Consider the following 20,861-nt stretch of genomic DNA (forward strand, 5'->3'; position numbering starts at 1 on the left):
TACAAATCCCTTCTTTTCTACGTGATTAACAGTGTTTTTAGCATGGAAACGGGCTGTGCTAAAACACCGGTTTGTTCCAGATAGCCAATCAATGACTTAAGCAAAAAAGCACGGGAGTCGCCCTTCTTCGCTTCTTCCTCAAGCATGGCAGCTGCGGATGTCAGTTCATCTACGTCATAGTCCGCTGCGGGCAAGGAAGAAATGCCTTTATGTAATTCCTTCAGGCTTTCCGACAAGAGGGCTGATTTATCCTTTGGCTTGTAGGAGGATGCTGAATGAAGGTAAAGCTCAATGGCTTCAGGCGGAAGAAGAGACTGCCGGGTTTCCTTGTTTTTGACAATCTGATTGAGGGTGCTGATGATAAACTCTGCGATCGGATCAAGTTCAAGCGGTTGTTCCTCTAATTTGATCAGCATTAAAAACTCACGTATCATGCCGTGAAGAATGATCACTACATCCCACACAAACGGGAGAACGGCTTCTCCATACGCCTGAATCAGCGAATCGCGGTGCCAGCAGATAATCGTCGATCTGGTCTGATGGATATGCTGTTTGATCCGGTCATTATGCAGCGCGGAGTTTCCGTAGGTCAGCATATTGAAAAACTGCTGGTTCTGCCTGAAGCCTTCCAGCTCCATTTTGACCTTTTGCATCAAACGCTCCTCTGGTGTCAGCGAGGTATTTTCCTGAAGTTTTGAGGCGGTAGCCACCATTTGCTTCTGGTTAAATGACAGCAGCTCCAAAAGCAGATCTTCCTTAGATTGAAACAGCTTATATATCGAAGCTTTTGACATCTTGCATTCTTCTGCGATCGCCTGCATGGAAACCGACGTAAAATCCTTTTCCGAAAAAAGCGTTCGCGCAGCTAACAAGATATCTGTTTTTTTATCAAGCATCTCAGGGCTTCCTTCTTTCTTGAACATTAGAAAACTCATTGGTTCACGGAAAACCAATGAGTAACAATGAAAAAATTTTACCAAATAAACGAAATAGAAGTCAATGGATTTTCACCAGACAATCAAAAAGCCTGCCGGAGATTCCGACAGGCCGGGTGAGGCTTATTTTTCAACTTTAAATCCTTGTTTCTCAAGCATTTCACGGATATGAGGATAGTACAGGCGCTCATAATAGGAAGCGATGCCCTGTGACCAGTTTCTTGTTTCTTTTCCGTTTGTGCGCTTATTCATGTATTCAGACATCTGCTCATCATATGCCTGAATGTGAGAAGTCAGTTCATCTTGGTTCAGGTATGTTTCCTGATGATTGACTGCTGCCTGCGGAAGGCGAGGTTTTTTCGCTGAACGGTCAGCAGGATGGCCGATGACAAGACCGGATACAGGGAACACGTATTTCGGAAGCTCAAGCAGTTCAATCAGCTCTTGAGGGTTTCCGCGAACCGCACCGATCGGAACAGTTCCAAGCCCGAGTGATTCTGCCGCTGCTGTTGCAGTGCCAAGAGCGATACCAGCATCTACTGCGCCGACAAGAACCGACTCTAAGCCATTTGTGATTTCCATTTTGAAATCATGCAGATCTTCAAGCGCAATTTTCGTCCGGTTGAAGTCTGCGCAGAACAGCAAGAAAACAGGAGCCTGGTCAATCCAAGGCTGTCCGCCTGCCAGCTCGGAGATTTTCTTTTTGCGCTCTTTATCCTGTACTGTAATCACAGTCACTTGCTGCCCGTTGATAGAAGATGGAGCTGATTGCACAGCTTGAATGATCTGCTCCAATTGCTCCTGAGCCACAGGCTCATCTGTATAACTGCGAATCGAGCGGTGGTCTGTTAATGATTTGATGACTTCATTCATATGGGACATCCTTTCCTTACTCGCTAAGCTCCGTGCGGACAACGTCAAGAGGAGCGCTCAGCACTTCTTTTGCTTTTGCGACAAACCCTTGGAAGTGTGCAGTTTCATTGTGGGATTTCATCGCTGCTTCATCTTTCCATTGTTCAAGCATCACAAATGTATTGTCTTCGCCTACTTTTTCAAATAGATCATACTGCGCGTTGCCTTCCTCAGCTCTTGAATGTTGAAGAAGAGATTGGACCTCGCTCAAGAATTCCTCGCGCTTTTCTGGTTTTACTTTCATATAAGCTTGTAATACGATCATGTTGATCTCCTCCATTGTTATGGTAAGTTTATTGTTCGAATTTATTCGAACTAACTGTAACATCTAATTAAAATGAGGTAAAGAAAAAAGACTTAAATAGTAAAATTGTCATTCGAATTGTTGTGTGATACATTTGTGTCATGAACATTCCAAACCATCCAGAAACAGAAACGTTGCAGCTGACAAAGGTTCTTCACGCACTGAGTGATCCGCTTCGTTTAGAGCTCGTCAAGCAATTAGCTGAAGCGAAAGAAAAAACGTGCGGCACTTGTGCAGATGTACAGGTTGCGAAATCGACCTTGTCGCATCATTTTAAAGTGCTGAGAGAATCAGGCATCGCCCAAGTTCGCATAGAAGGAAAGCGCCGGTATTATTCGCTTCGTGCCGAAGACCTTGAAAAGGCATTTCCGGGTCTGCTTAAAGCGGTGCTGAATGTGGACCAGAGCCGCTGGTGAATCGATCCCCCGTATCGGGGATTTTTTTATGTCCGTAAACAGCGCGGAAAAGTCTCTCGACACCCTCGTGAATGTCTTCTTCCTTCAGTCGTGCGAAGCCGATAATGAGAGCGGACCTGCCTGTTTGCCGCTTGTTTTCCTTCAGATCAAATCGGCTCATGCCGAAAATTTCAAGCTGCTGGCTGGCGGCGTGTGTCAGAATGTCTTGTTCAGTGCGGCGTGTATCAAATTCGGTAACAAAATGCAGGCCCGCATTTGCCCCCTTTACGATCATTTTTCCGTGAAATGCTGATTCTAAAGCGGCGATCAAACGCTCCCTCTTTTCTTTATAATGCTGCTTCATTTTTTTTATATGCTTCTGATAATCACCAGACTCGATAAATTCTTGCAGAGTGAGCTGTATAAGCGATGAGCATGTTTGCAGATCATAGCCCCGCAGTTTGTACGTTCGCAATAGCTCAGGCGGCAATACCATATAGCTGATCCGCAAGCCGGGGAGAAGCGACTTTGAAAAGGTGCCCATATAGATGACATTTTGAAAACGGTCAAGGCTTTGGAGCGCCGGGATGCTGTCTGCATCATATATGAATTCACTATCATAATCGTCTTCAATAATGTAGCGCTGCGGCTTCTCGGCTACCCAGTTCAAAAGCTGAATTCTTCTTGATACAGGCATCATCGTGCCGGACGGAAATTGGTGCGATGGGGTCGTCACCAGTACATCAGGCTGCTGTCTGCTGATTTCCGCAATCGACATGCCTTTTTCATCCAGCAGGATTGTCGTCACCTGTTTTCCAGCGTTTTTCAAAAGCTGATACATGCGCCTGTAACCGGGCTCCTCCATCGCATATACTGCTTTCTGGGGCAAAAGCTCAGCCAATAGCTGCATGAGCACCTGTGTGCCTGCTCCGATGATGATTTGTTCCGGGCGGCATTTTACGCCCCGTGTCAGGGAAATGAGCCTCGTAATGGCTGCTCTCACTTCATAGATCCCTTGAGGATGCGACATATCGCCGAGTGTTCGATAGGAACGGGATGCCGCTTTTTGTTCACAGCGAAACCAGCTTTTGATCGGAAAATGGTCTGTATCGGCACTCATGTGGGAAAACGAAATCCAGTCGCTCTGATCGATGTGAACCTCTTTCAGCTCCTCCGGCAATGCGAATGGAGGATGCTCGTCTGCAGAAAACACATCCAGCTTCTCCACGAAAAATCCCTTTCGCTCAATGGCATACAAATATCCCTCGGCCAAGAGCTGCTGATAGGCCGCATTCACTGAGTTTACGCTGACCTTCAGCTTCTCAGCCAGCTCCCGTTTAGAAGGAACCTTCGAATGGGGAAGCAGATTCCGGTTGAGGATTTCTTTCTTCAGCTTTTGATAAATTTGCTGATAGATATAATCTGCCCGTTCTGAGCGGTCGAGTATGATTGTGATGTCCATTTATGCCTTCTCCTTCTGATACCATCCAAAAGTTACAATTGGTACTTTTCATCATACCAAAAAGAAGTCAGAATGATAAGAAAATAACAACAGGGGGGCTTTCATATGAGTCAAACAACAGCTGGCATCACGACTGCTCAGTGGCAGCAAAAACGGGAACGGTTCATATCAAAAGGTGTAAGCAACGGCAACCGCAGTCTTGCGGTAAAAGGAGAAGGGGCTGAGCTGTACGATTTGGATGGGCGGAGATTTATTGACTTTGCAGGCGCTATCGGAACGTTAAACGTCGGACACTCACATCCGAAGGTGGTTGAAGCTGTGAAGCGGCAGGCGGAGGAGCTGATTCATCCGGGCTTCAATATCATGATGTATCCGTCTTATATCGAATTAGCGGAAAAACTGTGCGGCATCGCACCGGGCGGCCATGAGAAAAAAGCGATCTTTCTGAATTCAGGAGCGGAAGCGGTTGAAAATGCAGTGAAAATCGCCAGAAAATATACAAAGCGCCAAGCTGTCGTTTCGTTTACACGCGGGTTTCATGGGCGCACGAATATGACGATGAGCATGACGAGTAAGGTAAAACCGTATAAATTCGGGTTCGGACCTTTTGCGTCAGAGGTTTATCAAGCTCCATTCCCTTATTATTATCAGAAACCGGCCGGCATGAGTGATGAAAGCTATGACGACATAATGATCCAAGCGTTCAATGATTTCTTTATCGCTGCAGTCGCGCCGGAAACGGTAGCGTGTGTCGTGATGGAGCCTGTACAGGGAGAAGGCGGCTTCATCATCCCGTCGAAACGGTTTGTGCAGCACGTCGCGTCTTTTTGCGAAGAACATGGCATTGTTTTTGTCGCTGATGAAATTCAAACCGGCTTTGCCAGAACAGGCACTTATTTTGCAATTGAACATTTTGATGTGGTTCCTGATCTGATCACGGTCTCTAAATCACTAGCGGCAGGCCTTCCATTAAGCGGTGTGATCGGCAGGGCGGAAATGCTTGATGCCGCAGCGCCCGGAGAGCTGGGCGGCACGTATGCCGGAAGCCCGATCGGGTGCGCGGCGGCTTTGGCTGTCTTGGATATAATTGAAGAAGAAGGGCTGAATGAGCGCTCTGAAGAAATTGGAAAACTCATTGAAGACAAGGCATATGAGTGGAAACAAGAATGTCCTTTCATCGGTGACATCCGCAGACTCGGGGCAATGGCGGCAATCGAAATCGTCAAAGACCCTGACACGCGTGAGCCTGATAAAGTGAAGGCAGCGGCGATCGCGGCGTATGCGAATCAAAATGGACTGCTTTTGCTGACAGCGGGAATTAATGGAAATATCATTCGTTTCCTGACACCTCTCGTCATCTCAGACAGCCTTCTGAATGAAGGGCTCAGCATCTTGGAGGCGGGTCTCCGAGCCTAATCATTGGAAAGAAAACGGCTGGCTCTGCTATCATTTTAAGTAATCATGAAAAGAAAGGAATGTTCAATATGCCAGATCAATTAACGGTCTACAATCCGGCTACTGGTGAGGAGATTCAAACGATTCCTCAGCAAACAGCCAAAGAAGTAGAAGAAGCCATTGAACGTTCACATCAAGCGTTTAAAACGTGGTCTAAAACATCAGCGAACGAAAGAGCGTCTCTTTTGAAAAAGTGGTATGAGCTGATTGTTGAACATAAAGAAGAACTTGCAGATTTAATTACAAAGGAAAACGGAAAACCGTATCAGGAAGCGGTCGGTGAGGTCCTTTACGGCGCAGGTTATATCGAATGGTTCGCGGAAGAAGCAAAGCGTGTGTACGGAAGAACTGTTCCCGCTCCGACAACTGGTAAACGAATTGTCGTGACACGCCAGCCAGTCGGCCCTGTTGCTGCCATCACACCGTGGAATTTCCCGAATGCGATGATTACACGCAAAGCGGCACCTGCTTTAGCTGCCGGCTGTACGTTTATCATCAAGCCGGCACCGGACACACCGCTGTCTGCCTATGAGCTTGCGCGTCTCGCTTATGAAGCGGGCATTCCAAAAGATGCTCTTCAAGTCGTGATCGGCGACGGAGAAGAAATCGGAAACGTGTTTACAAGCAGTTCGAAAATCCGCAAAATCACGTTCACAGGATCAACCCCAGTAGGAAAAATTCTTATGAAAAACAGTGCGGATACTGTAAAGCATATCTCTATGGAGCTCGGCGGGCATGCACCGCTCATCGTGGATGAACATGCCGACATTGATCTTGCCGTTGAACAGGCGATGGTATCTAAATACCGAAATGCCGGCCAAACGTGCGTCTGTGCCAATCGCTTGATTGTTCATGAGTCCATCAAAGATGAATTTGCTGCGAAACTGAGTGAGCAAGTGTCTAAGCTCAAAGTCGGAAACGGACGTGAAGAAGGCGTCAATGTCGGCCCGATTATCAACAAAAACGGCTTTGAAAAAATCGTCAGCCAAATCAATGATGCGGTTGAAAAGGGCGCGAAGGTTCTTGCGGGAGGCACGTATGATCGAAACGATGACAAAGGCTGCTACTTCGTCAGCCCGACAGTACTCGCTGATGTTAATACGTCTATGACGATTATGCACGAGGAAACATTTGGCCCGGTCGCTCCGATTGTCACATTTTCTGATATTGATGAAGCGATTGAGCTTGCCAACGATACACCATTCGGCTTGGCAGCTTACTTCTTCACAGAAAATTATCGCCGCGGCATCTATATTTCCGAAAATCTTGATTATGGCATTATCGGCTGGAATGACGGCGGACCGTCAGCGGTTCAAGCGCCATTCGGCGGAATGAAAGAAAGCGGCATCGGCCGTGAAGGCGGTTCGGAAGGCATCGAACCGTACCTTGAAACAAAATATATGTCCATCGGCTTGTAATTGAATGCAAGCTCCTAAGAGCTGCCGGAATCTTCCGGCAGCTCTTTTTGTTGTTCCGGCGAATAAACCTAGTGATTACAGCCAAAATAACAGCAAATACAATTTGAAAGTAGGTTCCCCAATAATGGATTTAATACTAGCTCTGCTCCCGGCTTTGTTTTGGGGGAGCATTGTTCTCTTCAATGTGAAATTAGGCGGCGGGCCGTACAGCCAGACACTCGGTACGACGATCGGGGCGCTCATTGTGTCTATCGTGATTTACTTTTTTGTTCAGCCGGTTCTGTCTATGCGTATTTTTATCGTCGGCATCGTATCCGGATTATTTTGGTCTCTTGGACAAGCCAACCAGCTGAAAAGCATTGAATTGATGGGTGTTTCCAAAACAATGCCGATTTCCACAGGGTTGCAGCTTGTGTCGACCTCACTCTTTGGGGTTATCGTGTTTCGCGAATGGTCAACACCGATTGCGATTACACTTGGCGTTCTCGCTTTGATTTTTATCATTGTGGGAATCATTCTCGCGTCATTAGAAGATAAAAATGACAAAAAAGAGGGAGAGCCAAGCAACTTCAAAAAGGGCATTTTGATTCTTCTTGTTTCAACGCTCGGCTATTTGGTTTATGTAGTCGTCGCCAGATTGTTTGATGTATCCGGCTGGTCTGCGCTGCTGCCGCAGGCTATCGGCATGGTTGTCGGAGGGCTTATTTTAACCTATAAACACAAGCCCTTTAACAAGTATGCCATCAGAAATATCCTCCCAGGCTTAATCTGGGCAGGCGGTAATATGTTTTTGTTTATTTCTCAGCCGAAAGTCGGTGTGGCCACAAGCTTTTCTCTCTCTCAAATGGGTATTGTTATTTCTACGCTGGGCGGTATTTTCATCCTGCGTGAAAAGAAATCCAAGCGACAGCTCATTGGGATAGGTATCGGGATCGCTCTGATTATTGCGGCCGCTGTTTTTTTAGGAATCGCCAAAACGAATTCATAATAATTGAGGAGGAATATATATGTATCCAGATTTAAAAGGGAAAGTCGTCGTTATCACAGGGGCTGCATCAGGTCTAGGGAGAGCTATGGCCGTTCGCTTCGGCAAGGAGCAGGCAAAAGTGGTTATCAACTATTATAGTGGCAAACAGGATCCAAATGAGGTCAAAGAAGAGATCATCAAGGCGGGCGGGGAAGCGGTACTCGTCCAAGGAGATGTCACGAAAGAGGAAGATGTAAAAAATATCGTGCAAACGGCAATAAAAGAGTTTGGCACACTTGATATTATGATTAACAATGCCGGACTTGAAAATCCTGTACCGTCTCATGAGATGCCACTGAAGGATTGGGACAAAGTCATCAGCACGAACTTGACGGGTGCCTTTTTAGGAAGCCGTGAAGCGATTAAATATTTCGTGGAAAATGACATCAAAGGAAATGTCATCAACATGTCCAGTGTGCATGAAATGATTCCGTGGCCGTTATTTGTCCACTACGCAGCAAGTAAAGGCGGAATTAAGCTGATGTCTGAAACGTTGGCTTTGGAATACGCGCCGAAGGGTATTCGAGTCAATAATATTGGGCCGGGTGCGATCAATACGCCAATCAATGCTGAAAAATTTGCTGACCCTAAACAGAAAGCAGACGTAGAAAGTATGATTCCGATGGGATATATCGGTGAACCGGAGGAAATCGCCGCAGTGGCAGTGTGGCTTGCTTCGAAGGAATCCAGCTATGTCACAGGCATCACCTTGTTTGCGGACGGCGGAATGACGAAGTATCCTTCCTTCCAGGCAGGACGAGGTTAATCAAAAAAAGCGACCCAGATATGATTCTGGATCGCTTTTTTATTAGGATCGCTTTCTCTTGACAAGCGCTGCTACAGATAAAATAATGGCAGCCGCAGACAGCACAATTGCTGTGATGTCCAGTGCTGAGGAGTTTGATTCTTCAGCGTCGTCTTTCGTTTTCGTGGCGCCGTGTTCATCTGTCACTTGCTTTGCAGCGGTAATGTTTGTAATAGCGTGAGGCGTATCCGCATCCTCGTCACCAGTCCACTCGACAATGCTGCCGTCCTTGTAATACTGGTATGCGTCCCAAGCCGCTTCTGCCGCTTTATCAGGGTTTTTGGCAACAAAGGTAAACTGCTGGAACTGACCTTCTTGAATGCCGCCATCTGTCGCTTCCCACGTCACGGACACTGATTTGTCATCATGTTTCTGAGTGGATACCTTCCAGCCTGGAATTGGTTCGTATTGCTGGAATTCAACATCCTTTGGCATTTTGAGGACAACCTTTGTTGTCGGCAGATTCTTCTCAGAAGGAACCTTCATCGTATACGTTTCCCAAGAGCCTGCCGCTGATTCAGCAGGTTTTACAGACACATGCGCGCTGGCAGAGGCCGTAAAAAATAAGAGAGCGCCAATAATAGCCGGACATAGTGTGAATGCGATTTTTTTCAACAATTCAAACACTCCTTTAATTGGTTTTTGTAAATATAAGATTGATTTCCTTAAAATCTCCTGTCAGTCCATGGACTTTGAACTTCCAGTTTCCTTTTTCATTCATGGATAGGTTTTCATCCTGAAAGACGCCTTTTGTTGTCTCTTTTAATTGGAATGTGCTTTTGTTCTCACTGCCTGACAGACCTGTTTTATAAATGGTTAACGTGATTTGCTGGATGTTTTTCACCGGTTCGCCGTTATGGTCGGTGACCCGCAGCTCAAATACGTTTTTGCCAGGCTGGTTAGGGCTGATGCTGAGAGACACGTGTTGTCCTTGCTCGATCGCTTTTGTTTGGTAGAACGGTTCAGGCGCCGGTTCAGGCGGACTTGGCAGGCTTGTAAAAACGGCCGCTGTGATGAATACAGCGATACCGATTGCCCATTCTGCTTTCAGCGTTCGGCTGATTCCCGGGCGGCGCTGTTTTCTGGTAAGCAGAAAATGCATTGCTCCTAAGATCAGCATCAAAACAAACAGACCGCTTTTCACTAAAAGTGCTTGACCGTACGCCGTATGGAAAAGTGAATCCATCGAACGAATGATGAAAAATCCATTGAGCAAGCCTGAAAACAAAATGACGCCGACAGCAGTGAGCGCCCAAGGGGAGAACCGGCTTACCGTTTCCCATGCGAGCGTTTTATCAGGCTGTCTCCATTCTTTTGCGAGCAGCAAAACGAGTGTCGCTATTCCGCCGACCCAGATGGAAGCGGAAGATAAATGGAGGAAATCCATCAAAATGCCGACCGCTTTTTCTTGAATGACAGCCGCATGTCCGGTAAACGCTTTGGCAAGCAGGAGACCGAAAAAGAAAATGAGCGGCGCTGTCCAATAGGCAAAGGATGAGTAGCGCTTTTTTCGTATCACTGGGATCACAGATAGTGCAAGCAGCACATACAGCACGGCCTGTATGATCCAAATTGTGCCGCCTGCTGTCTCAAATAGTGTTTCTGAGATGTAGCCCGGCTGGAAGGCGCTGCCCCAGCCGCCGCCCGCGTTCGCTTTTGTTTGAATCGGAAGCTGAAGCAAAAGCGCCAGCCCCAATGCGGTGATTGAGACGATCAAAATACGTTTCGTACGTTTGGCGAGCTGTTCTGAATCTCCTTTATACCAGAAGAGATGGAAGAAAACCGTTCCGATGAACAGCGATAAGGCTGTATACAGTATCGCGCGATCTGCGGCTGTTGCCGGATTTAGCGCTGAACCTGCGGCTTTTTGGCTGCTGAATCCGCCATCCGCTTTCCCAATGCTGAAAGGAATGACGCCGGAGACCGGATGCCCGTCTGCGGACACAGCATTCCATTCCGCTCTGTACACATCATTCGGCAGATTTTTTTTCAGCTTCACTGACATCATGTGACTGTCATTTTTTTTGATTTCAGTCTTATCTGTATCCACACGATCGCCGTTTGAATTATAGACTTTAATGTAATGAAAGCCTTCTTCAACCGGTTCATTAAATTCGATTTCCACCTGTGAAGGAGCTTTTTTTAATTCACTGTTTTCCCCAGGTGAAGATGTAACAATATAGGCGTGAGCAAAGCTTGTTTTCGGCAGGAAAACAAGAACAAGCAGGAGGATGATCCACCATTTATTTCGCTTCATTACTCAGACACCTCCTTCCGCTGTATATGTTATGTCATGGTGCAGGTGCAGCGTTTTTTTCTGTCGTGAAGCATGTCTTCCAACGCCTGGTCGAAGGTGCGGACAGCTCCGCCGAATCCTTTTTGAAATCGTTCGGCGTGATCGAGAGTCGCAAATGGAATCGCCTGCGGCTGGCAGCAATGCAGATTTAATTCGGCATTGACGACGAAATAAGCCGATCCGGCACTGACTGTTGTGTGCAACAGAAAATCTCTGCAAATCAAGTGTGAAACCTCTTCCGTTTTATCTGCGTAACGCAACAGCGCACAATGTGAGCAGCATAACTGTTCAATCTCTTGATTTACCGTAATCAGTTGTACGGAATGAGTCTGAGTGACCGGCTTCAGGCAATAGCTGCACATATGCTCCGCATGTGATGTTTGAGCAGGAAGCGTGATGCCGCCCGCCGTTTTCATGACCTGATGTGACTGAACAAGCTGATTGACATCTCTGTATATCGTCATTTCAGAAACGCCGAATCTCGCACTAATGTCAGAAATTTTGAGTGCGCCTTCTTCTTTCAGCCACTTCAGAATGTGTTGCTGTCTATTTATAGGAAGCATTCATTCATCCCCTTCCTTAGATATATTTAAGCGTAGGGGATTTTAGAGGTACTGACAAGTAACTTTATGATAAAAAGTGTGAAAATATGTTGAACTTCAACAAAACGAAACAGAAGGGACTCTGTTATAATAGATGTATGGAATGGAAAGTGAGGAATACCCTATGAACGAAACAGTATGCCCGAACTGCGGCAAACCTTTGACAGGAGACATGGTCAGATCGTCAAATGTGCCTTGTCAATTTCGCTGCGGACACTGCCGAGAACGGCTTTATGAATATAAAGTATCAGCTCCGATTATGCTGGTGTCATTAGCGGTCATCGTGCTGCTCATTTATTTGCTGCTGCTCCTCCGCAATGCGGCTGGCTCAATACTTCCGGCTGTACAGCATGTGCCGATGGCTGTTTTTGCGTTAGTGTGCGCTTATCCTGTGTTTATTGTGAGTGAGCGAATGATCGCCAAGTACGTGATTCAAAATGGCAACATTATATATAAAGGAAAGAGAAAAGGCTCCTGATATCAGGGCCTTTTTTGTTTTTAAAAAATCGTCACACTCATGTGCCAAAGTCCTCTTTACTTTCAATTGTGCAAATAATTGTAAGCGCTTTAATATAGAGTCAAAGGGAAGGCATTCTCTGAACATATTTTTCTATCTCACAACGACAAGCAAACAGGGAGGGTTTATATATGCAGCAGCAAGGACGGCAGCAAGGCGGCATGAAGGTGAAAGTACAGCGCTTTGGCAGTTATTTGAGCGGAATGATTATGCCGAATATCGGTGCGTTTATCGCGTGGGGAATCATTACCGCGCTGTTTATTCCGGCGGGATGGTTTCCGAATGAACAGCTGAATACACTTGTCAGCCCGATGATCACATATTTACTGCCGCTTTTGATAGCGTATACAGGCGGAAAAATGATTTACGATCACCGCGGCGGAGTCGTCGGTGCGACAGCGGCAATCGGAGTGATTGTCGGGGCGGATATTCCAATGTTTTTAGGCGCAATGATAATGGGGCCGCTTGGCGGATATCTCATAAAACAGACTGATAAATTGTTTAAGGAAAAAGTCAAACAAGGCTTTGAAATGCTCATCAACAACTTTACGGCAGGGATCGTCGGCGCGGCTTTAACGATTCTCGCGTTTTACGCCATCGGTCCGGTTGTCCTGACATTAAACAAACTGCTGGCGGCCGGTGTGGAAGTCATTGTACACGCTAATTTACTGCCCGCAGCCAGCGTTTTTGTGGAACCGGCAAAAGTGCTGTTCCTCAACAATGCCATTAACCATGGAATCTTAAGCCCGATCGGAATCGAGCAAGCATCCCAAACAGGAAAATCCATTCTGTTTTTAGTAGAAGCAAATCCAGGACCCGGGCTCGGCATTTTGCTGGCTTACATGTTCTTTGGCAAAGGTGCTTCAAAATCAACGGCTCCCGGTGCGGCGATCATCCATTTCTTGGGCGGGATTCACGAAATTTATTTCCCGTACATTTTGATGAAACCAGTTCTGATTCTGGCGGCGATTGCCGGCGGAGCAAGCGGCCTCTTAACGTTTACAATCTTTAATGCCGGACTTGTCGCAGCAGCATCACCTGGAAGCGTGATCGCATTGCTGGCGATGACGCCAAGAGGCGGCTACTTCGGCGTATTGGCGGGAGTGTTGGTCGCAGCAGCTGTTTCATTCATCGTATCAGCAGTGATCCTGAAATCTTCTAAAGCAAACGAAGAAGACCTCGCTGCGGCAGCTGAAAAAATGCAGGCCATGAAAGGGAAGAAAAGCCAAGCAGCCGCTGCTTTAGAAACGGAGCAAACGAAAGCTGAGGAAACATCTGAAATATCTTATGAAAGCGCAAACAAAATTATCTTTGCATGTGATGCGGGAATGGGATCAAGTGCCATGGGAGCATCCATCTTACGAAACAAAGTGAAAAAAGCAGAGCTTGATATAAGTGTAGCCAACACATCCATTAATACTCTGCCAAGCGATGCGGACATTGTCATTACCCACAAAGATTTGACAGACCGCGCGAAAGCGAAGCTGCCGAACGCGATGCACATATCAGTAGATAACTTTTTAAACAGCCCGAAATACGACGAGCTTCTCGAAAAGCTGAAAAAGTAAACTCAAAGAAAGAGAGTGATACACATGCAAGTACTCGCAAAGAAAAATATTAAACTCAATCAAACAGCCGCAACAAAAGAAGAAGCCATCAAAATCGCAGGCCAAACGCTGATTGACAATGGCTATGTGACGGAAGATTACATTGGCAAAATGTTTGAACGGGAAGAAACGTCTTGTACGTTTATGGGGAATTTCATTGCGATTCCCCACGGCACAGAAGAAGCAAAAAGCGAGGTGCTTCACTCTGGAATCTCAATCATCCAGATTCCAGACGGTGTCGAGTACGGGGAAGGCAACACGGCAAAAGTGGTATTCGGGATTGCCGGCAAAAATAATGAGCATTTAGACATTTTATCTAACATCGCCATTATCTGCTCGGAAGAAGACAACATTGAACGCCTGATCTCTGCTAACAGCGAAGAAGATATGATCGCCATTTTCGACGAGGTGAACTGACATGATCGCCTTACATTTCGGTGCGGGAAATATCGGGAGGGGGTTTATCGGCGCGCTGCTTTACCATTCCGACTATGATGTCGTGTTTGCGGATGTGAATGAAACGATGGTCAACCTCCTTAATGAAAAAAAAGCATACACAGTGGAGCTGGCAGAAGAGGGGCATTCATCAGAGGTGATCGGTCCGGTCAGCGCCATCAATAGCAGCAGCCAGCAAGAGGAGCTGTACCGGCTCATCAATGACGCGGCGCTTATCACCACAGCGGTCGGCCCGAACGTGTTAAAGCTGATTGCGCCGTCTATCGCAGAAGGATTAAGACGAAGAAGCCATGCAGCTCCCCTCAACATCATCGCCTGCGAAAACATGATCGGCGGCAGCAGCTTCTTGAAGAAAGAGGTATACAGCCATCTAACAGAAGCGGAGGGGGAATCTGTCAGTGAAACGGTTGGTTTTCCGAACTCAGCCGTTGATCGGATCGTGCCGGTTCAGCATCATGAAGACCCGCTCAAAGTATCAGTTGAACCGTTTTTCGAATGGATCATTGATGAATCAGGCTTTAAAGGGAAAACCCCCGTCATAAAAGGTGCGCTGTTTGTTCATGATTTAACACCGTATATCGAACGGAAGCTGTTTACCGTCAATACCGGACACGCAGTAACAGCGTATATAGGCTATCAGCGCGGACTGAAAACAGTCAAAGAAGCAATCGACCATCCGGAAATCCGCCGTGTTGTTCATTCGGCGCTGCTTGAAACGGGGAACTATCTCATTAAAACGTATGGCTTTAAGCAAGCCGAACATGAACAATATATCAAAAAAATCATCGGACGCTTTGAAAATTCATTCATTACAGACGATGTGACCCGTGTGGCGAGATCACCTCTGAGAAAACTGGGAGAGAATGATAGACTCGTAGGCCCGGCAAAGAAAATAAAAGAACCGAATGCACTGGCGGAAGGGATTGCCGCCGCATTGCGCTTTGATTTTACTGGCGACCCTGAAGCGGTTGAACTGCAAGCGCTAATTGAAGAAAAAGGATACAGCGGCGTGCTTCAAGAGGTGTGCGGCATTCAGTCTCATGAGCTGCTGCATGCCATCATTTTAAAAAAACTCAACCAATAAATCATCACCCTATGACAGCATGTCGCGGGGGTTTTTTAGTGAAAAACATTTTCGATAACCGGGGAAGGGGAAACAATTCGAGATTGCGGCAATACCCGGGATGGCTGCTGCTGAGGTGTCTGAAGACGAGGTCCATACGTCTGCCTGACGAAAAAGTCCGCCAAAGACTAACCAAAAAGAATCAAATGCTGTATAATGATTTGGAATTCTTAGGAAGGTAATGGGTGAAGGAAGTTGAATACAGAAACAATTACAGTAAAGAAAAAAAGAAAAACGAAATGGATCGTTGTACTCAGTATCATTTTAATCGCAGTGCTTATTTTTACGGTCAGAATGGCGTTTTACAGGCCTTTTCTTGTTGAAGGCTCATCAATGGCTCCGACGCTTAAAGACTCGGAAAGAATTTTTGTGGATAAAGGAGCCAAATATACAGGCGGTTTTCACAGAGGCGACATCATAGTCATTCAAGACAAAACGAGCGGCCGCTCATTTATCAAACGTTTGATCGGTTTACCAGGTGACAGCGTGAAAATGAGGAATGATCAGCTTTACATAAATGATAAAAAAGTGGAAGAGCCGTACCTTAAGGAACATAGACAAGAGTCTAAAGAGATGGGTGTAAGCTTAACAGCTGACTTTGAAGTCGAGGTTCCATCCGGCAAATATTTTGTAATGGGAGATAATCGTCTCAATTCGATGGATAGCAGAAACGGAATGGGGATGCCATCTGAGGAAGATATCGTCGGTACTGAATCACTCGTCTTTTATCCGTTCGGTGAGATGAGACAAGCAAAATAAAAACCTAATGGACTGAGCGCCGCGGACAACATGTATGCGCGTGTAAGAACAACCGGATGAAACAGAGTAGGACTCACAATCGTTGCCCTGCACTCACAAAGATTTGCCTCCCGGCGTTCAGCTTCCGGCTGATTGATAATAGTCAAAAAAGGAGAGATAAAATGAACTCATTTCCTTTGCCTCACCGCTATCCTTTTTTGTTTATTGACGGCGTGACGGAAAGCGAGCCCGGCAAACATGCGGCAGCTTATAAGCTGGTCAGTGAGAACGACTGGTTTATTACTGACACGCAAACAGAAATGCCTTTTTCACTTGTGGTTGAAGCGCTTGCGCAAACCGCGGCTTTTACAGGAATGACAGCTGAGAATAGCTTGGGCTTACTGTCTTCTGTGGAGAAGGCGGAAAAGCTTGGAGCGGCCGTACCTGGTGATCGGCTTGATCTTACGTTTAAAGTGACGCGCAATCGGCGCGGGTTTGTGTTCGGACATGCCAAGGCGTCAGTAGGAGAGCAGCCTGTTGCTGAAGCTGATATCAGCATTTATATAGAAAAATGAAAAAAACCCTTCACACCAATTTGTGAGGGGTTCTATTATTTCGTATCATAATCCCGTTCGCTTTGTGAGTGGTCTCTTTGCTGCCGTTTATGTTTTTCATCATTCATGTTTTCCTTGAGCTCTTCATTCGGAATCGGATCTGTTAAGTCATTGTGTTCAGGATTTTCATTTGGTTTGTTTTGCTGTTTTCTTTCTGTCATACTATCACCTCACCATTTGTTTTCCTCTTAATGTCACGCCTCAAACATGTGAAATCGCTTTTTTGTTCCGCCGGGTATAATGTATTAGAATAGAAAGAAGCACAAGTAAAAGATAAAGAGAGGTACATATATGTCTATTCAAAGAGAAGATGTAGATATCAAGCTGATTGCAATTGATATGGATGGCACGCTGCTGAATGACGAGCAGCTGATCTCAGATGAAAACCGCAAAGCCATACGTGAAGCCGAGGATAAAGGCGTGCACGTGGTGATCAGCACAGGCCGGACGCTGATGACGTGCCGGGAGCTGGCGGAATCGCTAAAGCTGTCATCCTTTCTAATTACGGCAAACGGCAGCGAAATCTGGGACTCGGATTTTAATTTGGTGGAACGAAAGCTGCTCCATACGGATCATATTCAAATGATGTGGGAGTTGCGGAATAAGCATAACACCAACTTCTGGGCTTCTACCGTTGATAAGGTATGGAGAGGCGAGTTTCCTGAAAATATTACAGACCATAAATGGCTCAAATTCGGCTTTGAGATTGAGGATGACGACATCCGAAACGAGGTGCTGGAGGAGCTGAGAAAAAATAAAGAGCTCGAAATCACCAATTCAAGCCCGACAAACATTGAAGTCAACGCGCTTGGCATCAACAAAGCCGCAGCTCTTGCAAAGGTTTCTGAAAAACTCGGCTTTACGATGAAAAATGTGATGGCGATGGGTGACAGCCTCAATGACATCGCAATGATTAAAGAAGCGGGTTTGGGCGTCGCGATGGGCAATGCGCAAGACACCGTGAAAGAAACGGCTGATTGGATCACAGAGACAAATAGTGAGGATGGTGTCGCTAAAGCGATTCGCCAGTGGGTATTATAGAAAAGAGAGTCCTAAGAGGGACTCTCTTTTAGTTTGGCAGGTTTTCTTCTGGGACCATGGTAGGTTTTCTGACAAAAGTATTTCACAAACTGAGATGATTAAATTATAATAAAGCAAAGTTCAAAGATTCGGAATAGTAGTTCCGAATTTCGGAACAATAAATACATAAAGCACATCGTTTGCTTTGGCAGGAGGGATTCTGTGTTTCAAGTTGATTTGAACTGTGATTTAGGAGAAAGCTTCGGAGCCTACACGATAGGCCTTGATCAAGATATTTTAGAGTATGTCACATCTGCGAATATCGCATGTGGATTTCATGCCGGAGATCCCGGTGTCATGCGGAAAACCGTTGCGCTTGCGGCAGAAAAAGGCGTGAAAATCGGTGCGCATCCGGGTTTGCCGGATTTACTAGGCTTTGGGCGCCGCAATATGGCGATTTCTCCTGAGGAAGCATATGATCTCGTCGTTTATCAAATAGGCGCGCTCTCTGGTTTTCTGAAAGCAGAGGGGCTTCACATGCAGCACGTCAAGCCGCATGGCGCTTTATACAATATGGCTGCAGTCGATCAAAAGCTGTCGGACGCCATTGCGAGAGCTGTCTACAAGATCGATCCCGGCTTGATTCTTTTCGGTCTTGCTGAGAGCGCGCTCGTAAAAGCGGGAGAACGGATCGGACTGCAAACAGCTAGTGAAGTGTTTGCCGACAGAACATACCAAGCGGACGGCACACTGACACCGCGCTCTCAGCCGAATGCACTCATTGAAAGCGATGATGCGGCTGTCACCCAGGTGATCAAAATGGTGAAGGCAGGAACGGTCACATCTCAGCAAGGCCACGATGTGTCTTTAAAAGCAGATACCGTTTGCATTCATGGTGATGGGGCCCACGCGCTGACATTTGTGCAAAAAATCAGAAAAGATCTTAAAGCGGCACAAATTGAAGTGACTGCTATTTCAGCACAGAAGCAGACATAAAGGAGGAACAATAGATGGAGCAGAAGAAAAAAACGGCAGGAAAAAAAGCGGGCAACTGGTCATTACTGATGGGTGCCGCCTTTTTAATGGCGACATCAGCGATAGGCCCGGGTTTCCTGACACAAACTGCAACATTCACAAACACACTCGCAGCAAGCTTCGGTTTTGTCATCTTGATTTCTATCATTTTGGATATATTCGCGCAAACGAATGTGTGGCGCATCATTGCAGTTTCTGGAAAACGCGGACAGGAAATTGCGAATATGGTGTTTCCGGGACTGGGATATTTCATCGCTATACTCGTCGTGCTTGGCGGATTAGCTTTTAATATCGGAAATATCGGAGGTGCCGGTCTGGGTCTTCAAGTCCTATTCGGCATTACACCAGAAACAGGCGCATTGGTCAGTGCTGTCATTGCCATTTTAATCTTTTTAATTAAAGAAGCAGGAAAAGCGATGGACCGTTTTACGCAAATCGCGGGCTTTGCCATGATCATCTTAACGCTGTACGTCGCAATCACGTCTGCGCCGCCAGTCGGACATGCTGTGGCAAATACTTTTGCTCCTGAGCAAATTAGTATATTTGCAATTGTAACACTTGTCGGCGGGACAGTAGGCGGATACATCACCTTTGCTGGCGGTCACCGCTTGCTTGATGCAGGCATTAAAGGGAAGGAATCCATCCCGCAGGTGACAAAAAGCTCGGTCGCCGGAATTTTGATTACATCAATTATGCGAATTGCCCTTTTCTTAGCTGTGCTTGGCGTTGTGGCAAAAGGCCTGCACATCGATGAAAGCAACCCTGCAGCTTCAGTCTTCAAGCTTGCTGCTGGAAACGTCGGTTATAAAATTTTCGGATTAATCATGTGGTCTGCGGCCATTACCTCTGTTATCGGAGCGGCCTATACATCTGTTTCGTTCTTTAAAACCTTTTCTCCGAAAATTGAAAAGAATTCACGCGGTATTATTATCGGATTTATCGTGATTTCTACGTTAGCTTTTATCACAATCGGACAGCCTGCGAAAATCCTCGTGCTTGTCGGTTCGCTGAATGGCTTGATTCTGCCGATCGCGCTCGGTACTTTGCTGATTGCCGCATATAAGAAAAAGATTGTTGGTGATTATAAGCATCCGCTTTGGCTGACTGTTTCAGGGGCACTTGTTGTGATCGTCATGGCTATTATGGGACTCTACACGTTATTAACACAACTTCCTAAATTGTGGAGTTAATAAAATAAAGGCGGAGCAAGTAAACAAAACGGCGCCAGAGGATGCGTGCCTGATACGAGAGGGGAAAATAACCGATCCGATGTTAGCCGGTTATGAATGTAAAACCTGAAATGGTCATCACACATGCGCCGGGGGACCTGCTCATTACAGATAGATGAGAGGAGTCGTTTGCGGTGCTGTATCCTCTCGTCCTCCTAACGAACGAGAAATAAAAGAGGTGAGAAAGATGACTGTACGATGTGAGATCGAACAGCTCGGTGATTCTGCAATGATGATCCGATTCGGAGAAGAAATAAACGAACAGGTCAACGGTCTTGTCCATGCCGCGGCCGCTTATATAGAAGAACAGCCATTTCCGGGATATATTGAATGCATCCCGGCTTTTACAAGTTTGACGGTGTTTTATGATATGTATGAGGTGTACAAGCATTTGCCTCAAGGGATAAGTTCGCCTTTTGAGAAGGTCAAGCGCGATATCGAAGATCGGCTGCAGGAAATAGCCGCTGATTATGAGAATAACCGCCGCATAGTTGAAGTTCCCGTCTGCTATGGCGGTGAATTCGGACCGGATTTAGAAGAGGTGGCGCGGATCAATCAGCTGTCACCGGAGGAAGTCATCGACATTCATACAACCGGAGAATATGTAGTGTATATGCTTGGTTTTGCTCCTGGTTTTCCTTTCTTAGGCGGAATGTCAAAACGCATTGCCGCTCCAAGAAAGTCATCGCCAAGACCGTCGATTCCCGCGGGCTCAGTCGGCATTGCCGGATTACAGACAGGCGTTTATCCGATTTCAACACCGGGCGGCTGGCAGCTGATCGGAAAAACACCGCTGGCTCTTTTTCGGTCACAGGAAAACCCGCCAACATTATTGCAGGCGGGAGATATTGTGAAATTCGTCCGCATCTCAGAAGAAGACTATCACGCCTATAAGGAGGAATCTAATTGAG

23 protein-coding genes and 1 pseudogene are annotated in these 20,861 nt (G+C 46.4%); 16 read left to right on the plus strand and 8 right to left on the minus strand.

All coding sequences use genetic code 11. The features are described from left to right. Positions 1 to 17: 17 nt before the first annotated feature. From AAGG74_RS20335 to AAGG74_RS20345, 3 genes are all read right to left on the minus strand, one after another. Positions 18 to 896 carry a TetR/AcrR family transcriptional regulator gene (locus tag AAGG74_RS20335; RefSeq protein WP_429676989.1) on the minus strand — a complete coding sequence of 293 codons (879 nt, stop codon included), beginning with the start codon at positions 894 to 896 and terminating at the stop codon, positions 18 to 20. Between the two features lie 162 nt (positions 897 to 1,058). Then, the gene (locus tag AAGG74_RS20340) at positions 1,059 to 1,808 is read right to left on the minus strand and encodes an NADPH-dependent oxidoreductase (RefSeq protein ID WP_429676990.1); all 750 of its coding nucleotides are present in this window, start codon (positions 1,806 to 1,808) and stop codon (positions 1,059 to 1,061) included. 16 nt (positions 1,809 to 1,824) lie between these two features. Beyond that, positions 1,825 to 2,112 carry a putative quinol monooxygenase gene (locus AAGG74_RS20345; RefSeq protein ID WP_162104029.1) on the minus strand — a complete coding sequence of 96 codons (288 nt, stop codon included), beginning with the start codon at positions 2,110 to 2,112 and terminating at the stop codon, positions 1,825 to 1,827. Between the two features lie 140 nt (positions 2,113 to 2,252). On the opposite strand from AAGG74_RS20345, the gene AAGG74_RS20350 reads away from it, so the two are divergent. Continuing rightward, positions 2,253 to 2,567, plus strand: a complete 315-nt coding sequence (locus AAGG74_RS20350; protein WP_162104030.1) for an ArsR/SmtB family transcription factor — start codon at positions 2,253 to 2,255, stop codon at positions 2,565 to 2,567. Here the strand turns inward: AAGG74_RS20350 and gabR are convergent. Further along, entirely contained in the window at positions 2,530 to 4,008 is a 1,479-nt protein-coding gene (gene gabR / locus AAGG74_RS20355) for a MocR-like transcriptional regulator GabR (RefSeq protein ID WP_429676991.1), read from the minus strand. The two genes, AAGG74_RS20350 and gabR, sit on opposite strands and share 38 nt — an antisense overlap. A 105-nt stretch (positions 4,009 to 4,113) precedes the next feature. On the opposite strand from gabR, the gene gabT reads away from it, so the two are divergent. From gabT to gdh, 4 genes are all read left to right on the plus strand, one after another. Continuing rightward, positions 4,114 to 5,424 (plus strand): 4-aminobutyrate--2-oxoglutarate transaminase, encoded by a 1,311-nt coding sequence (gene gabT / locus AAGG74_RS20360; protein ID WP_429676993.1) that lies wholly within the window; start codon positions 4,114 to 4,116, stop codon positions 5,422 to 5,424. 68 nt (positions 5,425 to 5,492) lie between these two features. Beyond that, positions 5,493 to 6,881 carry a succinate-semialdehyde dehydrogenase gene (gene gabD / locus AAGG74_RS20365; RefSeq protein ID WP_429676994.1) on the plus strand — a complete coding sequence of 463 codons (1,389 nt, stop codon included), beginning with the start codon at positions 5,493 to 5,495 and terminating at the stop codon, positions 6,879 to 6,881. 124 nt (positions 6,882 to 7,005) lie between these two features. Then, the gene (glcU, locus tag AAGG74_RS20370; RefSeq protein WP_162104034.1) at positions 7,006 to 7,869 is read left to right on the plus strand and encodes a glucose uptake protein GlcU; all 864 of its coding nucleotides are present in this window, start codon (positions 7,006 to 7,008) and stop codon (positions 7,867 to 7,869) included. Between the two features lie 19 nt (positions 7,870 to 7,888). Beyond that, entirely contained in the window at positions 7,889 to 8,674 is a 786-nt protein-coding gene (gene gdh, locus AAGG74_RS20375; RefSeq protein ID WP_162104035.1) for a glucose 1-dehydrogenase, read from the plus strand. Between the two features lie 42 nt (positions 8,675 to 8,716). Here the strand turns inward: gdh and AAGG74_RS20380 are convergent, their stop codons facing one another. The 3 genes from AAGG74_RS20380 to cutR are packed head-to-tail and all read right to left on the minus strand — an operon-like array spanning position 8,717 to position 11,572. Next, positions 8,717 to 9,331, minus strand: coding sequence for a YcnI family copper-binding membrane protein (locus AAGG74_RS20380; RefSeq protein ID WP_162104036.1), 615 nt, complete (start codon positions 9,329 to 9,331; stop codon positions 8,717 to 8,719). A 13-nt stretch (positions 9,332 to 9,344) separates the two neighbouring features. Then, a complete protein-coding gene (locus tag AAGG74_RS20385; RefSeq protein ID WP_429676995.1) occupies positions 9,345 to 10,970 on the minus strand; it encodes a copper resistance CopC/CopD family protein in 1,626 nt (541 codons plus the stop codon). 29 nt (positions 10,971 to 10,999) lie between these two features. Further along, positions 11,000 to 11,572: a copper uptake transcriptional regulator CutR gene (gene cutR, locus AAGG74_RS20390; protein WP_429676997.1), complete on the minus strand. Its 573-nt coding sequence runs from the start codon at positions 11,570 to 11,572 to the stop codon at positions 11,000 to 11,002. A gap of 163 nt (positions 11,573 to 11,735) precedes the next feature. On the opposite strand from cutR, the gene AAGG74_RS20395 reads away from it, so the two are divergent. From AAGG74_RS20395 to AAGG74_RS20420, 6 genes are all read left to right on the plus strand, one after another. Continuing rightward, positions 11,736 to 12,089 (plus strand): hypothetical protein, encoded by a 354-nt coding sequence (locus AAGG74_RS20395; protein WP_429676998.1) that lies wholly within the window; start codon positions 11,736 to 11,738, stop codon positions 12,087 to 12,089. Positions 12,090 to 12,259: 170 nt separating this feature from the next. Beyond that, a complete protein-coding gene (locus AAGG74_RS20400; RefSeq protein WP_429676999.1) occupies positions 12,260 to 13,696 on the plus strand; it encodes a PTS mannitol transporter subunit IIBC in 1,437 nt (478 codons plus the stop codon). 24 nt (positions 13,697 to 13,720) lie between these two features. Further along, on the plus strand, positions 13,721 to 14,152 hold the full coding sequence (locus tag AAGG74_RS20405) for a PTS mannitol transporter subunit IIA (protein ID WP_429677001.1): 432 nt from the start codon (positions 13,721 to 13,723) through the stop codon (positions 14,150 to 14,152). 1 nt (position 14,153) lies between these two features. After that, on the plus strand, positions 14,154 to 15,275 hold the full coding sequence (locus AAGG74_RS20410) for a mannitol-1-phosphate 5-dehydrogenase (protein WP_429677002.1): 1,122 nt from the start codon (positions 14,154 to 14,156) through the stop codon (positions 15,273 to 15,275). 234 nt (positions 15,276 to 15,509) lie between these two features. Continuing rightward, on the plus strand, positions 15,510 to 16,073 hold the full coding sequence (sipU, locus tag AAGG74_RS20415) for a signal peptidase I sipU (RefSeq protein ID WP_162104043.1): 564 nt from the start codon (positions 15,510 to 15,512) through the stop codon (positions 16,071 to 16,073). A 161-nt stretch (positions 16,074 to 16,234) separates the two neighbouring features. After that, complete coding sequence (locus tag AAGG74_RS20420; RefSeq protein WP_429677003.1) at positions 16,235 to 16,627, plus strand: 3-hydroxyacyl-ACP dehydratase FabZ family protein; 393 nt, start codon at positions 16,235 to 16,237, stop codon at positions 16,625 to 16,627. Positions 16,628 to 16,662: 35 nt separating this feature from the next. Here the strand turns inward: AAGG74_RS20420 and AAGG74_RS20425 are convergent, their stop codons facing one another. After that, positions 16,663 to 16,827, minus strand: a complete 165-nt coding sequence (locus AAGG74_RS20425; RefSeq protein WP_064814604.1) for a hypothetical protein — start codon at positions 16,825 to 16,827, stop codon at positions 16,663 to 16,665. A 130-nt stretch (positions 16,828 to 16,957) separates the two neighbouring features. On the opposite strand from AAGG74_RS20425, the gene AAGG74_RS20430 reads away from it, so the two are divergent. From AAGG74_RS20430 to pxpB, 5 genes and pseudogenes are all read left to right on the plus strand, one after another. Continuing rightward, entirely contained in the window at positions 16,958 to 17,707 is a 750-nt protein-coding gene (locus AAGG74_RS20430; RefSeq protein WP_429677004.1) for a phosphoglycolate phosphatase, read from the plus strand. 201 nt (positions 17,708 to 17,908) lie between these two features. Then, the gene (locus AAGG74_RS20435) at positions 17,909 to 18,682 is read left to right on the plus strand and encodes a 5-oxoprolinase subunit PxpA (protein WP_429677005.1); all 774 of its coding nucleotides are present in this window, start codon (positions 17,909 to 17,911) and stop codon (positions 18,680 to 18,682) included. A 14-nt stretch (positions 18,683 to 18,696) separates the two neighbouring features. Further along, positions 18,697 to 19,911 carry an NRAMP family divalent metal transporter gene (locus AAGG74_RS20440; RefSeq protein ID WP_429677006.1) on the plus strand — a complete coding sequence of 405 codons (1,215 nt, stop codon included), beginning with the start codon at positions 18,697 to 18,699 and terminating at the stop codon, positions 19,909 to 19,911. Positions 19,912 to 20,003: 92 nt separating this feature from the next. Beyond that, positions 20,004 to 20,069: pseudogene (locus AAGG74_RS20445) on the plus strand (hypothetical protein); the annotation flags it as partial. Positions 20,070 to 20,137: 68 nt separating this feature from the next. Further along, positions 20,138 to 20,860: a 5-oxoprolinase subunit PxpB gene (pxpB, locus tag AAGG74_RS20450; protein WP_429677007.1), complete on the plus strand. Its 723-nt coding sequence runs from the start codon at positions 20,138 to 20,140 to the stop codon at positions 20,858 to 20,860. Position 20,861 lies beyond the last annotated feature (1 nt).

Origin of the sequence: Bacillus mexicanus (genome assembly GCF_050445615.1) — a bacterium.
Taxonomy (GTDB): Bacteria; Bacillota; Bacilli; order Bacillales; family Bacillaceae; genus Bacillus; species Bacillus mexicanus.

What these genes read in the sequence shown, in the direction of transcription:
- AAGG74_RS20395 (WP_429676998.1), top strand. Translation starts at nt 11,736, where the DNA reads ATGAACGAAACAGTATGCCCGAACTGCGGCAAACCTTTGACAGGAGAC.
- AAGG74_RS20340 (WP_429676990.1), bottom strand. Translation starts at nt 1,808, where the DNA reads ATGAATGAAGTCATCAAATCATTAACAGACCACCGCTCGATTCGCAGT.
- gdh (WP_162104035.1), top strand. Translation starts at nt 7,889, where the DNA reads ATGTATCCAGATTTAAAAGGGAAAGTCGTCGTTATCACAGGGGCTGCA.
- AAGG74_RS20405 (WP_429677001.1), top strand. Translation starts at nt 13,721, where the DNA reads ATGCAAGTACTCGCAAAGAAAAATATTAAACTCAATCAAACAGCCGCA.
- AAGG74_RS20425 (WP_064814604.1), bottom strand. Translation starts at nt 16,827, where the DNA reads ATGACAGAAAGAAAACAGCAAAACAAACCAAATGAAAATCCTGAACAC.
- AAGG74_RS20410 (WP_429677002.1), top strand. Translation starts at nt 14,154, where the DNA reads ATGATCGCCTTACATTTCGGTGCGGGAAATATCGGGAGGGGGTTTATC.
- AAGG74_RS20385 (WP_429676995.1), bottom strand. Translation starts at nt 10,970, where the DNA reads ATGAAGCGAAATAAATGGTGGATCATCCTCCTGCTTGTTCTTGTTTTC.
- AAGG74_RS20350 (WP_162104030.1), top strand. Translation starts at nt 2,253, where the DNA reads ATGAACATTCCAAACCATCCAGAAACAGAAACGTTGCAGCTGACAAAG.
- pxpB (WP_429677007.1), top strand. Translation starts at nt 20,138, where the DNA reads ATGACTGTACGATGTGAGATCGAACAGCTCGGTGATTCTGCAATGATG.
- glcU (WP_162104034.1), top strand. Translation starts at nt 7,006, where the DNA reads ATGGATTTAATACTAGCTCTGCTCCCGGCTTTGTTTTGGGGGAGCATT.
- AAGG74_RS20335 (WP_429676989.1), bottom strand. Translation starts at nt 896, where the DNA reads ATGCTTGATAAAAAAACAGATATCTTGTTAGCTGCGCGAACGCTTTTT.
- AAGG74_RS20430 (WP_429677004.1), top strand. Translation starts at nt 16,958, where the DNA reads ATGTCTATTCAAAGAGAAGATGTAGATATCAAGCTGATTGCAATTGAT.
- gabR (WP_429676991.1), bottom strand. Translation starts at nt 4,008, where the DNA reads ATGGACATCACAATCATACTCGACCGCTCAGAACGGGCAGATTATATC.
- cutR (WP_429676997.1), bottom strand. Translation starts at nt 11,572, where the DNA reads ATGCTTCCTATAAATAGACAGCAACACATTCTGAAGTGGCTGAAAGAA.
- AAGG74_RS20345 (WP_162104029.1), bottom strand. Translation starts at nt 2,112, where the DNA reads ATGATCGTATTACAAGCTTATATGAAAGTAAAACCAGAAAAGCGCGAG.
- AAGG74_RS20400 (WP_429676999.1), top strand. Translation starts at nt 12,260, where the DNA reads ATGCAGCAGCAAGGACGGCAGCAAGGCGGCATGAAGGTGAAAGTACAG.
- gabD (WP_429676994.1), top strand. Translation starts at nt 5,493, where the DNA reads ATGCCAGATCAATTAACGGTCTACAATCCGGCTACTGGTGAGGAGATT.
- AAGG74_RS20440 (WP_429677006.1), top strand. Translation starts at nt 18,697, where the DNA reads ATGGAGCAGAAGAAAAAAACGGCAGGAAAAAAAGCGGGCAACTGGTCA.
- AAGG74_RS20420 (WP_429677003.1), top strand. Translation starts at nt 16,235, where the DNA reads ATGAACTCATTTCCTTTGCCTCACCGCTATCCTTTTTTGTTTATTGAC.
- gabT (WP_429676993.1), top strand. Translation starts at nt 4,114, where the DNA reads ATGAGTCAAACAACAGCTGGCATCACGACTGCTCAGTGGCAGCAAAAA.